At 56.8% G+C, this 18,371-nt stretch carries 14 protein-coding genes; 6 read left to right on the top strand and 8 right to left on the bottom strand.

The window, feature by feature from the left end:
* Positions 1-87 precede the first annotated feature (87 nt).
* The 4 genes from RT340_RS00590 to RT340_RS00575 all read left to right on the top strand — a co-directional run bounded on the left by RT340_RS00590 (position 88) and on the right by RT340_RS00575 (position 6,105).
* On the top strand, positions 88-1,401 hold the full coding sequence (locus RT340_RS00590; RefSeq protein WP_211729089.1) for an amidohydrolase: 1,314 nt from the start codon (positions 88-90) through the stop codon (positions 1,399-1,401).
* Positions 1,398-2,837: a M20 family metallopeptidase gene (locus tag RT340_RS00585; protein WP_211729088.1), complete on the top strand. Its 1,440-nt coding sequence runs from the start codon at positions 1,398-1,400 to the stop codon at positions 2,835-2,837. The genes RT340_RS00590 and RT340_RS00585 overlap by 4 nt, the downstream gene beginning before the upstream one ends.
* Before the next feature lie 149 nt (positions 2,838-2,986).
* Positions 2,987-4,507, top strand: coding sequence for a p-aminobenzoyl-glutamate transporter (gene abgT, locus RT340_RS00580; protein WP_058962220.1), 1,521 nt, complete (start codon positions 2,987-2,989; stop codon positions 4,505-4,507).
* A gap of 188 nt (positions 4,508-4,695) precedes the next feature.
* Entirely contained in the window at positions 4,696-6,105 is a 1,410-nt protein-coding gene (locus RT340_RS00575) for an MFS transporter (RefSeq protein WP_313373440.1), read from the top strand.
* Between the two features lie 161 nt (positions 6,106-6,266).
* Here RT340_RS00575 and RT340_RS00570 read toward each other — a convergent pair whose 3' ends face one another.
* Genes RT340_RS00570 through RT340_RS00560 form a run of 3 tightly spaced genes read right to left on the bottom strand, consistent with a single transcriptional unit; the run spans position 6,267 to position 10,119 of the window.
* Entirely contained in the window at positions 6,267-7,586 is a 1,320-nt protein-coding gene (locus tag RT340_RS00570; RefSeq protein ID WP_097118975.1) for a c-type cytochrome, read from the bottom strand.
* A gap of 11 nt (positions 7,587-7,597) precedes the next feature.
* The gene (locus RT340_RS00565; RefSeq protein ID WP_058962217.1) at positions 7,598-9,382 is read right to left on the bottom strand and encodes a GMC family oxidoreductase; all 1,785 of its coding nucleotides are present in this window, start codon (positions 9,380-9,382) and stop codon (positions 7,598-7,600) included.
* A gap of 2 nt (positions 9,383-9,384) precedes the next feature.
* Positions 9,385-10,119, bottom strand: a complete 735-nt coding sequence (locus tag RT340_RS00560; RefSeq protein ID WP_058962216.1) for a gluconate 2-dehydrogenase subunit 3 family protein — start codon at positions 10,117-10,119, stop codon at positions 9,385-9,387.
* A gap of 295 nt (positions 10,120-10,414) precedes the next feature.
* Here RT340_RS00560 and sbmA point away from each other — a divergent pair, with 295 nt between their 5' ends.
* A complete protein-coding gene (sbmA, locus tag RT340_RS00555) occupies positions 10,415-11,650 on the top strand; it encodes a peptide antibiotic transporter SbmA (protein WP_034826847.1) in 1,236 nt (411 codons plus the stop codon).
* A gap of 103 nt (positions 11,651-11,753) precedes the next feature.
* On the opposite strand, the gene RT340_RS00550 is transcribed toward sbmA, so the two are convergent.
* The 4 genes from RT340_RS00550 to RT340_RS00535 form a co-directional block, all read right to left on the bottom strand.
* Complete coding sequence (locus tag RT340_RS00550; protein ID WP_097118974.1) at positions 11,754-13,394, bottom strand: dihydroxyacetone kinase subunit DhaK; 1,641 nt, start codon at positions 13,392-13,394, stop codon at positions 11,754-11,756.
* 123 nt (positions 13,395-13,517) lie between these two features.
* Positions 13,518-14,567, bottom strand: a complete 1,050-nt coding sequence (locus RT340_RS00545) for a YncE family protein (RefSeq protein WP_160834353.1) — start codon at positions 14,565-14,567, stop codon at positions 13,518-13,520.
* Between the two features lie 215 nt (positions 14,568-14,782).
* A complete protein-coding gene (locus RT340_RS00540; protein ID WP_097118972.1) occupies positions 14,783-14,992 on the bottom strand; it encodes a DUF1471 domain-containing protein in 210 nt (69 codons plus the stop codon).
* A 525-nt stretch (positions 14,993-15,517) separates the two neighbouring features.
* Positions 15,518-16,705: an MFS transporter gene (locus RT340_RS00535; protein ID WP_097118971.1), complete on the bottom strand. Its 1,188-nt coding sequence runs from the start codon at positions 16,703-16,705 to the stop codon at positions 15,518-15,520.
* A gap of 103 nt (positions 16,706-16,808) precedes the next feature.
* Here RT340_RS00535 and RT340_RS00530 point away from each other — a divergent pair, with 103 nt between their 5' ends.
* Positions 16,809-17,759: an AraC family transcriptional regulator gene (locus RT340_RS00530; RefSeq protein ID WP_097118970.1), complete on the top strand. Its 951-nt coding sequence runs from the start codon at positions 16,809-16,811 to the stop codon at positions 17,757-17,759.
* A 62-nt stretch (positions 17,760-17,821) separates the two neighbouring features.
* On the opposite strand, the gene RT340_RS00525 is transcribed toward RT340_RS00530, so the two are convergent.
* Positions 17,822-18,371: methyl-accepting chemotaxis protein (locus tag RT340_RS00525; protein WP_313373428.1), on the bottom strand; the 550-nt coding region annotated here is incomplete at its 5' end.

Raw genomic sequence — 18,371 nt, 5'->3', positions numbered from 1 at the left:
GTGACAAGATATTCGCATCTTATGCGCACCAATACCATTGTGTAGATTCGGGATAATGCATAAAAAACCAACACAAAGGATATGCCGATGAAAACCCTCTCCGACCTCGTCAACGCGCGGATTCCACAGATGCAAAGCTGGCGTCGCGATCTGCACCATTTTGCCGAATCGGGCTGGCTGGAGTTCCGTACTGCAACGATAGTGGCCGAAGAGCTGCATCGTCTTGGTTATCAGCTCAAGCTCGGCCGCGACGTGATCGATGCCGATGCGCGCATGGGCTTACCTTCTGACGAGGTACTGGCACAACAGGAAGCCCGTGCACTGGAGCAAGGCGCACTGCCACAGTGGATCTCGCGTTTCTCAGGCGGCTTCTGCGGCGTAGTCGCCACGCTGGAGACCGGTCGTCCCGGCCCGGTGATGGGCTTCCGTGTCGATATGGATGCGCTGGACCAGAACGAAAGCCGTGATGCCGACCACATCCCTACCCGTGAAGGATTTGCCTCCTGCAACTCCGGCATGATGCACGCCTGCGGCCACGACGGCCATACTACTATCGGCCTGGCGCTGGCGGGCGTGTTGATGGAGATGAAAGATCAGCTCAGCGGCACCATTAAGATCATCTTCCAGCCTGCCGAAGAGGGCGTGCGTGGCGCTAAAGCGATGGTGGCCGCAGGCGTGGTGGATGATGTGGATCTGTTTACCGCTATCCATCTCGGCACAGGCGTGCCTGCTGGCGAAATCGTTTGCGGCAGCGATAGCTTCCTGGCCACCACCAAACTGGACGTCAATTTCACTGGCGTCGGCGCGCATGCGGGCGGTAAACCAGAAGAGGGTCGTAACGCCTTGCTGGCCGCCGCGCAAGCCACACTGGCGCTGCACAACCTGCCACAACACAGCGGCGGTGTCGCACGCGTCAACGTAGGTGTGTTGCAGGCGGGATCCGGACGCAACGTGGTACCCGATTATGCCCTGATGAAAGTGGAAACCCGTGGCGTCAGCAATCAGGTTAACGATGACATCTATCAGCAAGCCCTGCGCGTGATTTCCGGCGCGGCGGCGATGTATGGCGTTGAGTACGACATCAAACTAATGGGTGGCGCACGCAGCTGTACCCCAAGCCAGCCGTGGGTCGATTTTATCCACCAGCAGGCCGATGCCATGGGGATTTTCACCTCGGTAGTGGATACCAAAAAGCAGGCGGCGGGTTCGGAAGATGCCACATACATGCTGGAGCGCGTGCAGCAGCGTGGCGGTCAGTCATCCTATGTGATCTTTGGTTGCGATCTGGCGGCAGGCCACCACAACGCGAAGTTCGATTTTGACGAAGCGATTATGGCCACAGCGGTGCAAACCCTTGCGACGCTGGCGCTGAACCAGGCACAGTTTGGAGGTCAGCGATGAGCCATCACGATTTTATCGATCGTTACATCAACGAAAACCAGCCGCGCTTCACCGCCCTTAGCGATGCCATCTGGGATGTACCGGAAACCCGCTTTGAAGAGACGCAATCCGCCGCCCTTCTGGCCGATGCGCTGGAGCAGGAAGGCTTTGCCGTCGAGCGTGGCGTCGGCAATATCAACACCGCCTTTATCGCCAGCATCGGCAGTGGAAAACCGGTGATTGCTATCCTCGGTGAGTTTGATGCGCTGGCCGGTTTGAGCCAGCAATCAGGCTGCGCCACACCACAACCACTGGTGGAAAACGGCAACGGGCACGGCTGCGGCCATAATCTGCTGGGCACCGCCGGACTGGCCGCGGCCTTTGCCATCAAGGCATGGTGGGCAGAAAACGGCCAGCGCGGCACGCTACGCTTTTACGGTTGCCCAGGCGAGGAAGGCGGTTCTGGCAAAACCTTTATGGTGCGCGAAGGGCTGTTTGATGATGTGGATGCTGCGGTCACCTGGCATCCTGAAGGCTTCAGCGGCATGTTCAACCTCAGCACGCTGGCCAATATCCAGGCCGCATTTCACTTCAAAGGCGTGGCCGCGCACGCCGCTAACTCGCCGCATCTGGGACGCAGTGCGCTGGATGCCGTGACGCTGATGAACACCGGTGCCAACTTCCTGCGCGAGCACATCGTGCAGGAAGCGCGTGTGCACTACGCCGTGACTAACACCGGCGGTGTTTCCCCCAATGTGGTGCAAGCCGATGCCGAAGTGCTGTATCTGATCCGCGCGCCAGAACTCGATCAGGCACAGGATATTTATCAGCGGGTGATCAATATCGCCAAAGGCGCGGCCCTGATGACCGACACCACCATGACGGTGCGCTTCGATAAAGCCTGCTCCAACTATGTGCCGAATCGCGCGCTGGAAGCGGTGATGGAGCGCAACTTGCATCAGTTTGGCTTGCCCGAGTACAGCGCGGAGGAGCAGCAGTTCGCCGCCGAGATTCGTGCCACGCTAACGAAGGACGATCTGCGCAATGCGCGTTTGAACGCAGCGCGCACCGGCGGCGAGGCAGGCGTGGCATGGACCGAGGCGCTGGGCGACAAAATTTTGATGGATGAAGTGGCACCGTATGCCATAACGCGCGAGCTGCTGTATGGCTCAACCGATGTCGGCGATGTGAGTTGGGTGACGCCAACCGCGCAGTGCTTTGCGCCTTGCTTCGCCTTTGGTACCCCGCTGCACACCTGGCAACTGGTGGCGCAGGGCCGCACTTCGCTGGGCCACAAAGGCATGTGTCTGGCCGCCAAAGTGATGGCCGCCACCGCGCTGACCTTGTTGCAGGATGAAGAAGCACTGGCGCGCTGCCGCGAAGAGTTCCAGCGCGTGCGCCGCGAACAGCCCTACAGCTGCCCGATTCCGGCAGATGTGACGCCATCAAAATTATAAAAGCCTTAGCGGCATAAAAGATTCAATCCGGCGCAAACCCGGATGCAGTAACCAAAAAAATAAAAACTAAAGCCCGTCATACTTCGAGTCGCCTCAGCGGCTTGAAGTATGACGGGCGCAAATACAACAGACATGACGAGGAATAACCGATGGAAGTGACCACGGAGAACCGCAGCCCAGGGAAGCTGTTTAGCTGGATTGAGCGGGTCGGCAACAAAGTGCCCAACCCGTTCTTACTGTTTGTCTATTTGATCGTGGTATTGATGGTCGCCACCGCGATTATCAGCTACTTCGATCTGGCAGTGAAAAATCCCACCAATGGCGAACTGGTGCGGGTCAACAACCTGCTGAGCGTGGCCGGGATTCAATGGATTCTGCCTAACATCATCAAAAACTTCAGCGGCTTCACGCCACTGGGGTCAATTCTGGCGCTGGTGATTGGTGCGGGTTTAGCAGAGAAAGTCGGCCTGCTGCAATCGCTGATGGTGAAGATGGCCTCACGCGTCAGCCGCCGCTACGCCAGCTATATGGTGCTGTTTATCGCCTTCTTCAGCCATATCTCATCGGATGCCGCACTGGTGGTGATGCCACCGCTGGGCGCGCTGATCTTCCTCGCCGTGGGTCGTCATCCGGTGGCGGGTTTACTGGCGGCTATCGCGGGTGTCGCTTCCGGCTTTACCGCCAACCTGCTGATCGTCACCACCGATGTGCTGCTCTCCGGCATCAGTACCGAAGCCGCGAAAGCGGTGAGCGATACCGTGCACGTGAGTGTGATCGATAACTGGTTCTTTATGGCCAGCTCGGTGATTGTGCTGACGATTGCCGGTGCCATCCTTACTGATAAGTTTGTCGAGCCGCGTCTTCCTGCGTGGAACGGCGGCAACAACGATCGCCTGCCGCCGCTGACCGCGCTGGAGAACCGGGGCCTGCGGGCTGCGGGCATTGCCGCGCTGGTGTTTATCGCCCTGATGGCCCTGCTGGTGGTGCCAGAACATGCCCCCCTGCGTAACCCGAAAACCGGCGGCATCATTCCTTCGCCGTTTATTCAGGGCATTGTGCCGATCATCATCCTGTTCTTCTTTGTGGTGGCGATTGCTTACGGCGCCGTGACAAAGCAAATCCGTCGGGCCGATGACATCCCGCAGCTGCTGGTGGATCCGATGAAGAGCATGGCGGGCTTTATTGTGATGGTGTTCCCGCTGTCGCAGTTTGTCGCCTTCTTTAACTGGAGCAACATGGGCAAATTCATGGCGATCGGTCTGACCGATATGCTGGAAAGTGCCGGCATCAGTGGCGCGCCCGCGTTCCTCGGTTTGATGTTCCTGTCGGCATTCTTGTGCATGTTTATTGCCAGCGGCTCAGCCATCTGGTCGATTCTGGCGCCAGTGTTCGTGCCGATGTTTATGCTGCTCGGATTCCATCCGGCCTTCGCGCAGATGATTTTCCGTATCGCGGATTCTGCCGTATTGCCCCTCGCGCCGATGTCACCGTTCCTGCCGCTGTTCCTCGGATTCCTGCAGCGATACCAAAAAGATGCGCAACTTGGCACCTATTATGTGCTGATCTTCCCGTATCCGGTGGTGTTCTTTATCAGCTGGATCATCCTGCTGCTGGCATGGTACGCACTGGGTTTACCGATTGGACCGGGCGTTTACCCCAGCCTGCATTAATCGCATCGCCATGGACGGCGACCACACTTCTGTGAACTGCAACGTAGATTGCGAAAATGTCACCGTTGCCCCTCTCGGCAACCCGCGATGAATTGATTATCCTGCTATTCCTTCGCTTGCTAACGGTTAATTATTTTTAAAACCCATAAAACCGTGCGAGTTCTGCAAACACCGAGGTTTATCCAATAATGACAACAATCACTTCGACAGGGATGGCGAACGATCACATCGCAGCGGATCGCCGCACCTTAGCCGGGCGCATCGATGCACTGCCCTCATCCGCAGGCTTATGGCGTTTTATTACGCTGCTGGCGCTGGGCGGTTTTTTTGAGCTCTACGATCTGTTTGAAACCGGCTATATCAGTTCTGGTCTGCTGGCAGCTGGCGTGTTTCATACCGGCTCGGAAGGGGTCTTCGGCATTGCCGACCAGGCCGCCTTCGCCTCGGCGACTTTCCTCGGCCTGTTTGTCGGTGCCAGCCTGCTGGCTCCCTATGCCGACCGCTTTGGTCGTCGTCTGACCTTTATGTGCGCACTGGCATGGTACGGCGTGTTCTCGCTGTTGATGGCCTTCCAACAGAGCGCTGAAATGATCATCCTGTTCCGCTTCCTGGTCGGTATCGGCCTCGGTGTTGAGCTGGTGACCATTGATACCTATCTGTCCGAATGGGTGCCTGCTCATCTGCGCAGCCGCGCCTTTGCCTACTCTTTCTTTATCCAGTTCCTGTCGGTGCCTGCCGTGGCGCTGATGTCATGGTGGCTGGTACCGCAAACTATTCTCAACCTTGAAGGCTGGCGCTGGGTGGTGATCGCCGGTGCGGTTTGCTCGCTGGTGATCTGGCTGATTCGTAAAAACCTGCCGGAATCGGCGCGCTGGCTGGCGCAGCAGGGCCGTCATCAGGAAGCGCATAAGGTGCTGAGTGAGATGGAAAAACGCTGCGGGATTGCGCCGGGCGAAGATTTCTCTGACAGCGATGCCGCAGCAGCGTTGCCAAAAAAAGGTCGCTTCAGCGAGATTTGGTCCCCCGCTTACCGCAAGCGTACACTGATGCTGGTAGTGATGAACTTCTTCCAGGCAATTGGCTTCTTCGGCTTCGGTAACTGGCTGCCTGCACTGCTGTCCGGCAAAGGCGCAACGGTGACCCACAGCCTGCTGTATGCGTTCTTTATCACCCTGGCTTATCCGCTCGGCTCACTGATTTGCAGTCGCTACGCCGATAAGCTCGAGAACAAATGGCAGATCGTTTTCTCCTCCCTGATGACCGTGGTATTCGGCACGCTGTTCGCGCTGGCAACCAATCCGGTGCTGATGATCATCTGTGGCTTCCTGATCACCTACAGCAACGCGTGGCTGACCTTTAGCTACCACGCCTATCAGACCGAGATTTTCCCGACGCATATTCGCGCGCGTGCGGTCGGCTTCTGCTACTCCTTTAGCCGCCTGTCCACGGTGTTCAGCAGCATTTTGATCGGCATTATTTTGCAGTACGCCGGCAGCCAGGGCGTGATCGTCTTTATCGTGCTGAGCATGCTGGTGGTGATGCTGTCAGTGGGGATTTACGGTCCGAAAACACGCGGGCTGGATTTGGAGAATATTTAACAAGACGTAAGGAGTCTTGATATCCAGCGGTAAGTAACGGGTGATAACGCAGTCTGGAGCCGCTTAGGGTCTGGCGTTTTGTAAAAAGGCCGCCAATGATGAAAATGGCGGCCCTATCTGGTTAAAGCGGTACGCAAATTTGCGCCCCGCTTTATGTCACTTTACTGCCCTTCCAGCACCTTAATGTCCGCGCTGCCCTGTTTCGACTCGACCGCCTCATCCTTGCGTAGCTTCGCCACATCCTTCGCCGTCACCGTCGACTTCACGCCATTACCCCAGCTGCCACGGATAAAGTTCACCACATCTGCCACCTGGTTGTCGTTCAGACGCCAACCGAATGCCGGCATGGTGATGGCTGACGGAGCGCCCTGCACGCCAGGCAAGGTGCCGCCCACCAATACGATGTGGATCAGCGAGGTCGGGTCCTCCGCCATGACGACCGGATTGCCGCGCAGTGCCGGGTAGAAACGTTGATAACCGCTGCCGTCGGTCTTATGACAGGCCGCACAGCTATCGACATACACCGAAGCACCTGGCTGGCTGTCATCGCCCTTCCACAACGCTTTGGCGACCGCATCATCCTGCGTGAACACCGTCTGGCTGGCATCCTTCGCACCCAGCGACTTCAGATATTTAGCAATCGCGCTGATATCTTCATCGTTGAGATACTGCAGGCTGTGCTGCACCACATCGGTCATGCCACCAAATACGGCGGTGTGATCGTTGCGGCCAAAGCGCAGGAACTGCTTCAGATCGTCTTCGCTCCAGCGGCCTAAACCATCACGGTTGTCACCGCGCAGATTGCTGGCGGTCCAGCCATCAATCGGTGCGCTACTGCCTGACAGGTAATCATTGCCTTCGCCGTTGGTCAGCGCTTTTTCCTGCATGGTGATGCTACGCGGTGTATGGCAGGCACCGCAGTGACCCAGACCTTCCACCAGATAGCGACCGCGCGCCAGCGCCGGATCTTCCTGCGCGGCGGGCTGGAACGCTTTCACGTCTGGCGCGAAGATGCCACGCCAGATGGAGAGCGGCCAGCGCATCGACAACGGCCAGGGAATGTCGCTGTCTTTGTTAGCCTGCGCCACCGGCTGTACGCCATGCATAAAGTAGGCATACAGCGCCTGCATGTCTTCATCGCTGACTACCGCGTAGGACGGATATGGCATCGCCGGATAGAGCGTCTCGCCATTTTTCGCCACGCCATGACGCACCGCTTTCTGGAAATCGTCGTAGCTGTAGTCACCAATACCGGTGGTTTTATCCGGGGTGATGTTAGTGGAGTAAATGGTGCCAATTGGTGTCGCCATCGGCAATCCACCGGCAAACGGCTTGCCGCCCTCGGTGCTATGGCAGGCTACGCAGTCACCCGCGCGTGCCAGATACTCACCGCGCTTCACCAGAGCGTCCGAACCTGCTTCGTCCGCCACTGCGGCGAACGTCATCGTGCCCAGAAACAGGGCCAAAATGCTTTTGATCATCGCCGTGTTCCTTATGCCTGAACCAGGGGGCCGGGGTTCTTCAGATACTGTTCGCGGATAGCTTTAGCTGACCAATAGCTCAGCGCCGCCACCATGCCGGTTGGGTTATAGCCGAGGCCCTGCGGGAACGCAGAGGCACCTGGCACAAACACGTTAGGCACATCCCAGCTCTGCAGATAACGGTTCACCGCACTGGTTTTCGGATCTTCACCCATGATCGCACCGCCGCTCATATGCGTGGTCTGGTACACGGTGGTATCGAAGTGAGAGCCTGGTCCTTTGGCGCCGCCGATGATCATTTTCGGGTTCATCGCTTCGGTGATCTTGCGCATCTTGCCGACCATAAACTGCGCCATCTTGATGTCGTTGTCCTGCCAGTCAAAGGTCATGCGCAGCAGCGGCTGGCCATAGACATCTTTGTAGTTCGGATCGAGATCGAGATAGTTGGCGCGATACGACTGGTGCGCGCCGTGCGCATCCATCGAAATATGATGGTTATAGGTATCAGCCACAGCGGCTTTCCACTGGCTGCCCCAGTTTGGCGTGCCTTTCGGCGTCGGCAAACCGGAGATCGGTTTGGTACCCGCCTGGTTCACCCAGAACGGGGAGCCGCCAACAAAACCATGTGGGCCGTGGTCGAAGTTGTCTGCGTTGAAGTCATCCACTGCCACGCCCGCACCGCCCGCACCAATAAACGGGTTGGTGGTGGTGTTTTTGTCGAACAGCGCTTTCAGGGTCGAGATGTTCTGATAGGCGAAGTTACGACCCACCACACCTTCGTTGCTGATCGGGTTGTACGGTTTGCCGATGCCTGACAGCAGCATCAGATGCACGTTGTGGAACTGGAACGCAGACAGGATCACCAGATCCGCTGGCTGCACCACTTCACGCCCCTGACCATCCAGATAGGTCACGCCGGTGGCGCGCTTCTTGTCATCGGTCAGATTGACGCGCAGCACGTAGGAGTTGTTACGCAGTTCGAACTTCGGCTCCTGACGCAGCGCGGGCAGAATATTCACGTTCGGAGAAGCTTTGGAGTACATGTAGCAGGCATAACCGCTGCAGTAACCGCAGAAGTTGCACGGCCCCATCTGCGCACCATAGGTGTTGGTGTACGGGCCAGAGGTGTTGGCTGACGGCATATCATAGGGATGATAACCCACTGATTCAGCAGCCTGGGCAAACAGCTGTGCCGAGTAAGTACGCTTCTGCGCAGGCAGTGGGAAAGCACTGGAACGATCCGGCGCGTAAGGGTTACCCCCTTTCTCTTTGCCCTGCAGCTGGCCTTTGATCGACCAGGCGCTGCCGGATGTACCAAATACTTTCTCAGCCTGATCAAAGAAAGGCTCCAGCTCATCATAGCTGACGCCGAAATCCTGGATGGTCATGCCTTCCGGGATGAAGTTTTTGCCGTAGCGCTGCTCGTAATGGCTGCGCAGGTTCAGCTCCACCGGATCGACACGGAAATGCACGCCTGACCAGTGCAGACCTGCACCGCCGGTGCCGGTGCCCGGCAAAAACGCCGCCAGCTGACGATACGGCACCGCAGTTTGCGAGGCATCGTGACGGATGGTCACGGTGCTTTTCGACAGATCCTGGAACAACTTTTTACGGATGTTATAGGTCAGTTCATCAATCGACTGCGGATAAGATCCATCAGGATAGGTATCACGATGTGGACCGCGCTCCAGCGCCACCACCGTCAGACCGGCTTCGGTCAGCTCTTTCGCCATGATGGCTCCGGCCCAGCCGAAACCCACCACCACCGCGTCTACTTTTTTCAATTCATTTGCCACGGTTACGCCCTCTCCCCGCGAATATCCACTGACGGGAACGGATAACGTTCACCACGCTCCACCCAATCCATAAAGTCGGCACGTGCGCCAGGGAAGCCAATCAGCTTCCAGCCCACCATGCCCTGATTTCCACCGTGGATCGGATCGCTGAAGTAACCCTCGCGGGTGTTCTGCAGCAGGAAGGAGAAGAAGGTTTTGCTATTGAGCTGCGGGAACTGTGCCTCACCGCTCTCAAACGTGGTCAGCAGTGCGTCCTGCTGTTCGCCGGTTAGCTCAGCGAACACTTTGCCGTGCTGCTTTTTGCTCCAGCCATCGGCATCGGCCAGACCCAGGCGATAAATCTGCTGCGGCACCAGCGGAGACTGATAACCCAGCTCTTTAGGCAGATCGGGATTGAACGGCCCCTGCATATACCAGTTGCTGCCGGTGGCGTACGGCGTGTTCATTTGACGATCGATAAACTCCGGCACACCGGCTTCCAGTGCGCCAGGACCGCGTTCATCATTGGGGATCAGGCGCGCCACTGCCGCAGTGATAAAGGCGAACTCTTCCGCCGTGAACCAGCTTGGCTGATAAGCGCGTGCTTGTTGAGGTGCGACGGGTTGCTCTGCTGCTCCTGCGGCCATCGGCACCACTAACGCGCCCATTGCCGAACCGCCAACGGCCATCGCTGGCGCCAGGGTGATGGTTCTCAGCAGAAAATCCCTGCGACTGTGACCATTTTTTTGTTCTGACATGACATTGCCTCATTACCACATGAATGCGGTATGAAAGTTAACTCGTTGCGTTGTATTGTTTTTTTAGTTGTGGCTTAAGGGATACAGCGTCACTGTTACCGGTAACAGTGCACATAGTGTAACACCACAACTGTTATTAATTTAGTTTCTCGAAACAAATGCGCACAAAATACTTAACAAGTCATGGTGTCGCTTTACATCGCAGCAGCGATGCTGTCATCGTCAGATACAACCCACAACAGACAAAGCACTGTCTGACGCGGTATAAAAGAGTACACATAACAGCGGAGTGCCTATGTTTAAGTCCTATTTTCCGCGGCCAGCGCTGTTTTTCAGCTCGGCCGCGATTTGGAGTTTGATTGCGATTTTTGCCTGGTTTGGCTTTTTCAATGATTTTCCAGCACGCTGGCCTGCGCTACAGGCCGCAATGCAGCAGCCATTGCCAACCAATGCCAGCCGCTTTATTCATGCGAGCCAACTATGGTTTTATGCCTATTACTGGATCGTCGCAGCGATTTTCGCCCTTGCATGGAAGGTGATCGATAACCATCCGTGGCAGCGCTGGTCAGTGTGGGGTGCAGCATTGATCATCTTTGTCACCTGGTTTGGTGTGCAGGTCGGCGTAGCGGTCAATGCCTGGTATGGTCCATTCTATGACTTGATTCAAAAAGCCTTAACCAAAGCCGGATCGGTGCAGATTGCTGAATTTTACCAGCAGGTTCTTGCCTTTTTAGGTATCGCATTGATTGCGGTGGTGATTGGCGTGATGAACTCATTCTTTATCAGCCACTGGGTGTTCCGCTGGCGCACCGCGATGAACAATTACTACATGCACAACTGGCAGCGCCTGCGCCATGTGGAAGGTGCCGCTCAGCGTGTGCAGGAAGACACCATGCGATTTGCCAGCACGTTGGAAGATTGGGGCGTGAGTTTTATTCAGGCGATCATGACGCTGGTAGCGTTCCTGCCGGTGTTGATCACCCTGTCACATCACGTGAAAGATATCCCGCTGTTGGGCAATATCCCGTATGCGTTGGTGATTGCGGCGGTGCTGTGGTCGGTGTTTGGTACCGGACTGCTGGCAATCGTCGGGATTAAGCTGCCAGGGCTGGAGTTCCGCAATCAACGTGTGGAAGCGGCCTATCGTAAAGAGCTGGTGTATGGCGAAGACAACGCCGATCGCGCGTCACCGCCGACGGTAAATGAGCTGTTTAGCCGCGTGCGCTTTAACTATTTCCGTCTCTATTTCCACTATCTCTATTTCAACATCACCCGCATTCTCTATCTGCAGGTCGATAACGTGTTTGGGCTGTTCCTGCTGTTTCCGTCGATTGTTGCCGGGACCATCACACTCGGTTTGCTCAACCAGATTACTAACGTGTTTGACCAGGTGCGCTCATCGTTCCAGTATCTGATCTCCTCCTGGTCAACACTGGTCGAACTGATGTCGATCTACAAACGTCTGCGCAGTTTCGAGCAGATTCTGTCGGATATCCCGCATCAAGAGATGATGCGCGAGTCGGCGGAGTAAGGTTGTTGTAGCGGCGTTATTTATTGCGCATCTGTCAGCGGTTATATCGCTTCAGGTGTGCGCGATAAATCGCGCCGCTACCCTTCTCATCAATCAGCTGCCATCAGCCTGCTAACACCGTAAACACCTTCTCAACCGCATACGCACCCGGATCTTTCACTCCATCCAGACTTTGTTGGTTCAGATAAGCCGAACGTCCCGCTTTGGCACTCTGCATTTTTGCCGTGGCATCCGCGCCTTGCTGAGCGGCTTTCGCCGCAGCGGCCAGTGACTCACCCGCCACTAACGCCTCCAGCGCCGGTTGCAGCGCATCCACTAACGTACGATGCCCCGGCTGCGCGCCACCGTAATGCTTCATGCGCTCCAGACCATGCATTAATGCCTGCGGCAGTGCGCTGCCCTCTTCCAGTTTTTGCCCGGCGCTGGTGAACAGAATCGACATCAGTACGCCGCTTGAACCGCCCATCACCGTCGCCAGTTGCTCACCGATCAGCGCCATTAAGGTCGGCAACTCATCCAGCGGCAACTGCTTGTCACGCAGGCCGCGTTGAATCTTCTTCGCACCCGCAGCAAAGGTTGAGCCGGTATCGCCGTCGCCGACTTTGGCATCCAGCGCATTGAGTTCGCTTTCCAGATCTATCAACGTCTGCGTCACGCGGTCGACATGTTTTGCCACTTCAGCGTTGTCGGACGGATCGAAATCCAGCACGCTGCCGACTTTTTCCGCGCTCTGTAAACTGATCGGTGCAAAATCATAGACCGGTACCCAGCCCAGCACCTGCACCGGCGCATTGAGTGCCTCAAGGAAGGGTTCCTCCAGCGCCAGCAATGACAGCGAGAAGCCTTTCATATCTAAAGCGCTGACCAGGGTTGCCGGACCGATAAGGTGGGTAACCCGCGCCGCCAGTGGCGATTGCAATACTTCGCGCGTCAACACCGCCAGCTCCAGCTGGGAGAAGCCGCCGAGGTTGTTGATCAACAGCAGCGCCTGTTTGCCGTCTGGCAGCGACTGCGCCAGCTTATCGGTCATAATACTGCTGATTTTTCGACTGTTTTGGGTATCCAGTGTCACCACGCCCGGTTCGCCGTGGATGCCCATGCCCAGCTCGCTGTGGCCCGCTTCGACACGTTCATCACGCTTTTCGCCCGGGATATGGCAGGTCGCAAACGCCAGCCCAATCGATGAGGTGGCGTCGATGGCACGCTGCGCCAGCGCTTTAACTTCATCCAGCGATTGCCCCTGCTCGGCGGCAAAACCGGCGATCTTATGCACCAACACGGTTCCAGCGATGCCGCGCGGCTGAGGATTTTCGGGCAGTGCAATATCGTCCTGCACCATCACCAACTCGACGTTGTAGCCGAGATTTTTCGCTTTCTCCGCCGCCAGCCCGAAGTTCAACCGGTCGCCGGTGTAGTTCTTCACAATCAGCAGACAACCTGCATCGCCCGTGACATTGATGATGGCATTGAGCACCGCATCGACGCTCGGTGAGGCAAAGATATCGCCGCATACCGCCGCCGTGAGCATGCCTTTGCCGACAAAACCGGCGTGCGCCGGTTCATGGCCCGATCCGCCGCCGGAGATCAGCGCCACTTTGCTCTTATCCCAATCTGTGCGCACCACCACGCGGATCTCATCACCGAGATCGAGGCGGCTCAGGTTATGCCATGGCGTGCTCAGCAAAACCCCTTCGATGGCTTCGTTCACCAGATCGTTTTTCTCATGCATAAAAAACTGGCTCATTGCTTCCTCTCCATTGGTGTTGTCGAGGTAAAAGGTAGCGTATATCGCGGGGCGAGCGGGGAAGGAAAGTGCGGAAATGCAAAGGGCGGCACACGCCGCCCTTGAGTTTCAGATAACTGCCGCTTACAGCGCGATGCGCAGGACGCTATCCGGGTTTTTTGGTGGCTCTTTACGGGTGCCTGGCTGCTTGATGCTGACAAACAGCGCTTTACCGTCTGCTGACAGCGCCAGGCTGTTTGGCAGGCCCGGTGCTTTCACCGTGCGCTTCACTTTATAAGAGCTGGCGTCGATGATGCTGATCTCGCCGGCTTTACGGTGCGTCACATACAGCTCGTTGCGGTCGGCATTGAACAGTACCGCCAGCGATTCTGGCACATCAATCTTATGAATCACCTGCTGAGTGCGGGAATCCAGCACCAGCACCTGAGGCTGTTTAGAGTCGCTCAGGAAGATGCGATGGCCCTGGGTATCCAGCGCGATATTCAGGAAGAAGTGGTCTTTGTCGCCATCGATTTTCTGACGTTTTTCAATCGCGTTCAGGCGCGTATTGATGGTTACCAGTTCGCCATCGGCGTTGGTTACGTACAACTTCTGTGCCGCAGAATCGATGGCCAGGCCGGTGCCCATTTTACCGGTGTTCGGTACGGTGCTGACCAGCTTCAGGGTTTTGCCATCCACAACCCACACCACGCTCTGCTCACCGAGGCCGGTGACATACACACGATCGGTTGCCGCATCCGCTGCCACTTCACGCGGTTGCAGTGGACGGACGGTTTCGCTGCGCTTACGCGCATCCAGCACCAGCGTGTTCAGCACTTTACCGCTGCTGGCATCGACCGAGGTCAGCGCCGCATCACGGGTATTGCCGAAGAACAGCGTGTTGGTTTTCTGGTTGATAGCGGCGCCAAAGGTCGGCAGATCGGTATTGATGGTCTGCTTCACCGACAGATCCTGCGGATCGAGACGATAAACGGTGCCGCCTTTGGTGCTGGCGTTTTGCGCCGTGGCGAGGAACAGCGCGTTATCGCTGTTGCTGAACGCCAGTTCGTAAGCCCCTTTGGAAATCACCTGGTTCAGCGGCTGAGACTCCGCTGCCAGTACCGCAGCGGAAGATAACAGCGCCGTTGCCAGCAGCAATGGACGTAACGCCCATGTTGTTTTAATCGCTTTCATAACTTCTCCATAGCAAATCCACCGCCTCATGGCAGTGAAGTGAAAGCCCGACAATGCAACCAATTTTAGAATGACAGCCCGAGGTGAGCCGACGAAGGATGTTAGTTTTTGAGAATAGTAATCATTTAGGTAGGAAAGTAACAGAATTTTATGCAGTTACCAACGCCGCCAGGGCACCCTAAGGCACCCTGTCAGCACAGATCGTTAACGCAGACTTATTTGGTCAACTCGGCAGTCATGTGCACGCCGTTGTTGAAATTGGCTTCAGTCACTTTATAGGAAGCACCAGCTTTATGTGCCTGAGCAGCGATTTGCGCTTCTGCACCATCCAGTGTTGAAGCACATGCGGTGACGCTTTGCGCGAAGCTGGCGAATGGCAGAGCAGAGAGAGCGATAACAGCAGCAAAAGTTTTGATAGATTTCATGGTCAATTCCTCAATGATTTTTTATCGGATAAGGCTTCATCGCCTTGCTGAGATAAATAATAGGCGTGAATTCGATCACAAAAAAGCAGAGAGATTTGCCGTAGTTATTCGATTAATTTGAATATAAAAAGCACATTTGGATTAACCTGTGTGCAAAGGGTTAAAAAACTGGGTTTTTAGAATGGTGCAGGATTTATGTCTGAAACAGCTGCTTTTCAATCTGTCACCGTTCATGGCTTGAGGCAGGCATTTCAAAGAGATTGCTAACAATACGCACAAGTGTTCAGAAGCAGGCTGGGGCCGCTTTGGGACAGGCAATCCGCAGCGCCGAACAGAATGAGTCTGCCAGGATAGCCCGCAGGACGCGGGCAGAAGGCGGGGCGGCACAGGGATGTGCCATCCCCCGCCGTTCCGTCAGGCAGACGAATGACGTGAGGGCACCGCGTAGCGGCGCGAGGACGCCAGTCCCAAAGCGGCCCCAGCCTGCGTGATCACGCGTGACTAAACACCGGTGCCGCAGGTAAATTAACCGTGATGACGAACGCGGGTAAAGATAGTGATGGCCGCCAGCAGCATCAGCACGCCGCTGGCGAGGAACACACCGCCCGCGCCGTTGAGATCAAACATCCAGCCACCGGCCGCAGCACCTGCGGTGATCGCCAACTGAATCGTCGCCACCAGCAAACCGCCGCCGGATTCCGCATCATCCGGCACCGCACGGGAGATCCACGTTGACCAGCCGGTCGGCATCGAACCGAATGCCAGGCCCCACACCGCCACGCCGGCACCGACCAGCCACGGCAGATTGCCAAAACTCACCAGCACCACCGCCGTCACACTCATTACCAGCGCCATGCCGGTCAGCGTCAGCGACACGCTGCGCGTCACCAGGTAACCCGCCAGTGAGGTGCCGAAGAAGTTCGCCACGCCAAACGCCAGCAGCACCAGCGACAGCTGATTGATATTGAGCTGCGCGCTGCTTTCCAGGAACGGACGCAGATAGGTAAAGAAGGCAAAGTGTCCGGTGAACATCATGATCACCGCCAGCATGCCCCAGCGCATCAGGCCGTTACGCAGCAGATCCAGCACGCCGCCGCTGCGCGCTTTATTCTCTGGCGGCATCGCAGGCAGTGTGAAGAACTGCCAGAACAACGCCAGCACGCCCAATGCACCGGTCAGCAGAAAGATATTACGCCAGCCAATAATGCCGCCGAGATAACTGCCCAACGGTGCGGCAATGATGGTCGCCAGCGAAATGCCGCTAAACACTATCGACAGCGCCTTCGGCACCTGATCGCTGGGCACCAGCCGCATGGTAATCGCAGTGGAAAGCGTCCAGAAACCGCCAATCGCCATGCCGAGCAGCACGCGTGCCAGCAGGATCATTGGCAGATTCTCTGCAAATGCCACCAGCAGCGCCGAGGCAATCAGCAGCAGCGTAAAGGCCAGCATCACGACGCGACGATCGAGACGACGCGTAAGGTTGCCGACCACCAGACTGGTGAGCAATGCCACCAGCGCAGTCACGGTCACCGTTTGGCCCGCTTGCCCTTCGCTCACCTGCAGCGAGTCGGCAATCGGTGTCAGCAAGCTCACCGGCAGAAATTCGGCAGTGATCAGGCCGAACACGCCAAACGCCATGGCAAACACCGCGCCCCATGCGGGTTTATCCACCGCTATACTTGTTTCGACTACTTCAGTATCCAGACTCATTTGCGATCCCCATCACAAAAATTCAGGTTGTAAGCATAGTGAGATGAGGCAAGACGATCTATGATACAAAAACTTTGTTTTTTGATAATTCGTCTGGATTCGTATGAGCCGCTATGAAGATCTGACCAGTGAACTGCTGATGGGCATGCGCCTGTATGGCGTGAAATATCAGCGTATCGCCTTACATAACCCTTTTGGTTTGCAATACGATGACGCGCCGGGCAAAGCACAATTGCACTTTGTTGGCCGTGGATCGTTAATGATCCGCTCAGCGTCTGGCGTGATCTATCCGTTGCAGGCAGGCGATGCGATGCTGATCCCGCACGGCAAAGCGCACGCGTTGATCTCCAGCGAAGACGCCATTTGTGAACCGATTGGCACCTTCAACAGCAAACCGATCTGTGGCAGCGTCTGTGACATCGCTGACAGCAGCGAAGGTTGCCCGGACGACAGCGATGTCATTTTATTTAGCGCCTGCATGGCGTTTGAACTCGGCGGTATGCAGCCGCTGGTACACACCATGCCGGATGTCATGCTGGTGAGTACCTTGCTGGCGCAGTACCCGGAAATCCAGCCGATTCTCGATGCGATGGAGCGTGAAACCCGCGAGCGCAAAGCCGGTTTCGCCGGGATTCTGTCCCGACTGGCGGATGTGGTGGCGGCGCAGATTGTGCGCGGCTGGGTGGAAAACGGCTGCGGCAAAGGCAGTGGATTAGTGCAGGCACTGCGCGATCCGCGTCTTAGCCTGGCGATGGCAGCCATGCATCGTGAGCCGGGCGAAAACTGGACGGTGGAGCGGCTGGCACGCGAATCGGGCAGTTCACGCTCAGTGTTTGCCGCCCGTTTTCAAACGGCTACCGGCATGACGCCGCTGCGCTACCTCACTGAACTGCGCATGCGGCTGGCGGTGGAACGTATCGTCAATGAGGGCGAAGCGGTGGAAAGCGTCGCCTTCCACCTCGGATACGGCTCGCTGGCGGCGTTTAGCCGGGCGTTTAAACGCATTGTCGGCTCACCACCCGGCGCATTAAGGGCAGCGCGCGAGACGCTTTAACGAAACACGCTGATCGCTTCGACCAGACGATTCGGCGCATTTCGCGCCGCGTGCAATATCCTTTAACGAAACACGCTGATCGCTTCCACCAGGCGATTCGCCTGACGCGTCATGCGCCCGGACGCTTCGGCGCTTTCCGCCACGCGAGCGGCATTCTGGTGCGTGATATCGTCGAGATCTTCCACTGCAGTACTCACTTCACTTAACGCGATGGACTGTTCCGCCGTGGCAGAACTGATCTGGGCAATCAATGCCGTGACATTTTGCACCTGGTCGACAATATCCTGCATGGTGCGCCCGGCCGCATCAGCGTGATTACTGCCCGACTGCACGCGACCCGCGCTGGTTTCCACCAACGTTTTGATTTCACTGGCGGCTTTGGCGCTACGCTGCGCCAGGCTGCGCACCTCGCCCGCGACCACCGCAAACCCTTTGCCCTGCTCACCGGCACGCGCCGCTTCCACCGCGGCGTTTAACGCCAGAATGTTGGTCTGGAAAGCGATGCCGTCAATCACGCTGGTAATATTGGCGATGCGTTTCGAGCTGTCGGCGATCTCCGCCATCATCCCCACCATCTCCTGCATCACTTCACCGCCTTTCAGCGCGGCGTGG

The organism is Pantoea sp. CTOTU50773, assembly GCF_032082325.1.
Classification (GTDB): domain Bacteria; phylum Pseudomonadota; class Gammaproteobacteria; order Enterobacterales; family Enterobacteriaceae; genus Pantoea; species Pantoea communis.
This window is presented reverse-complemented; position numbering and strand designations above follow the sequence as displayed.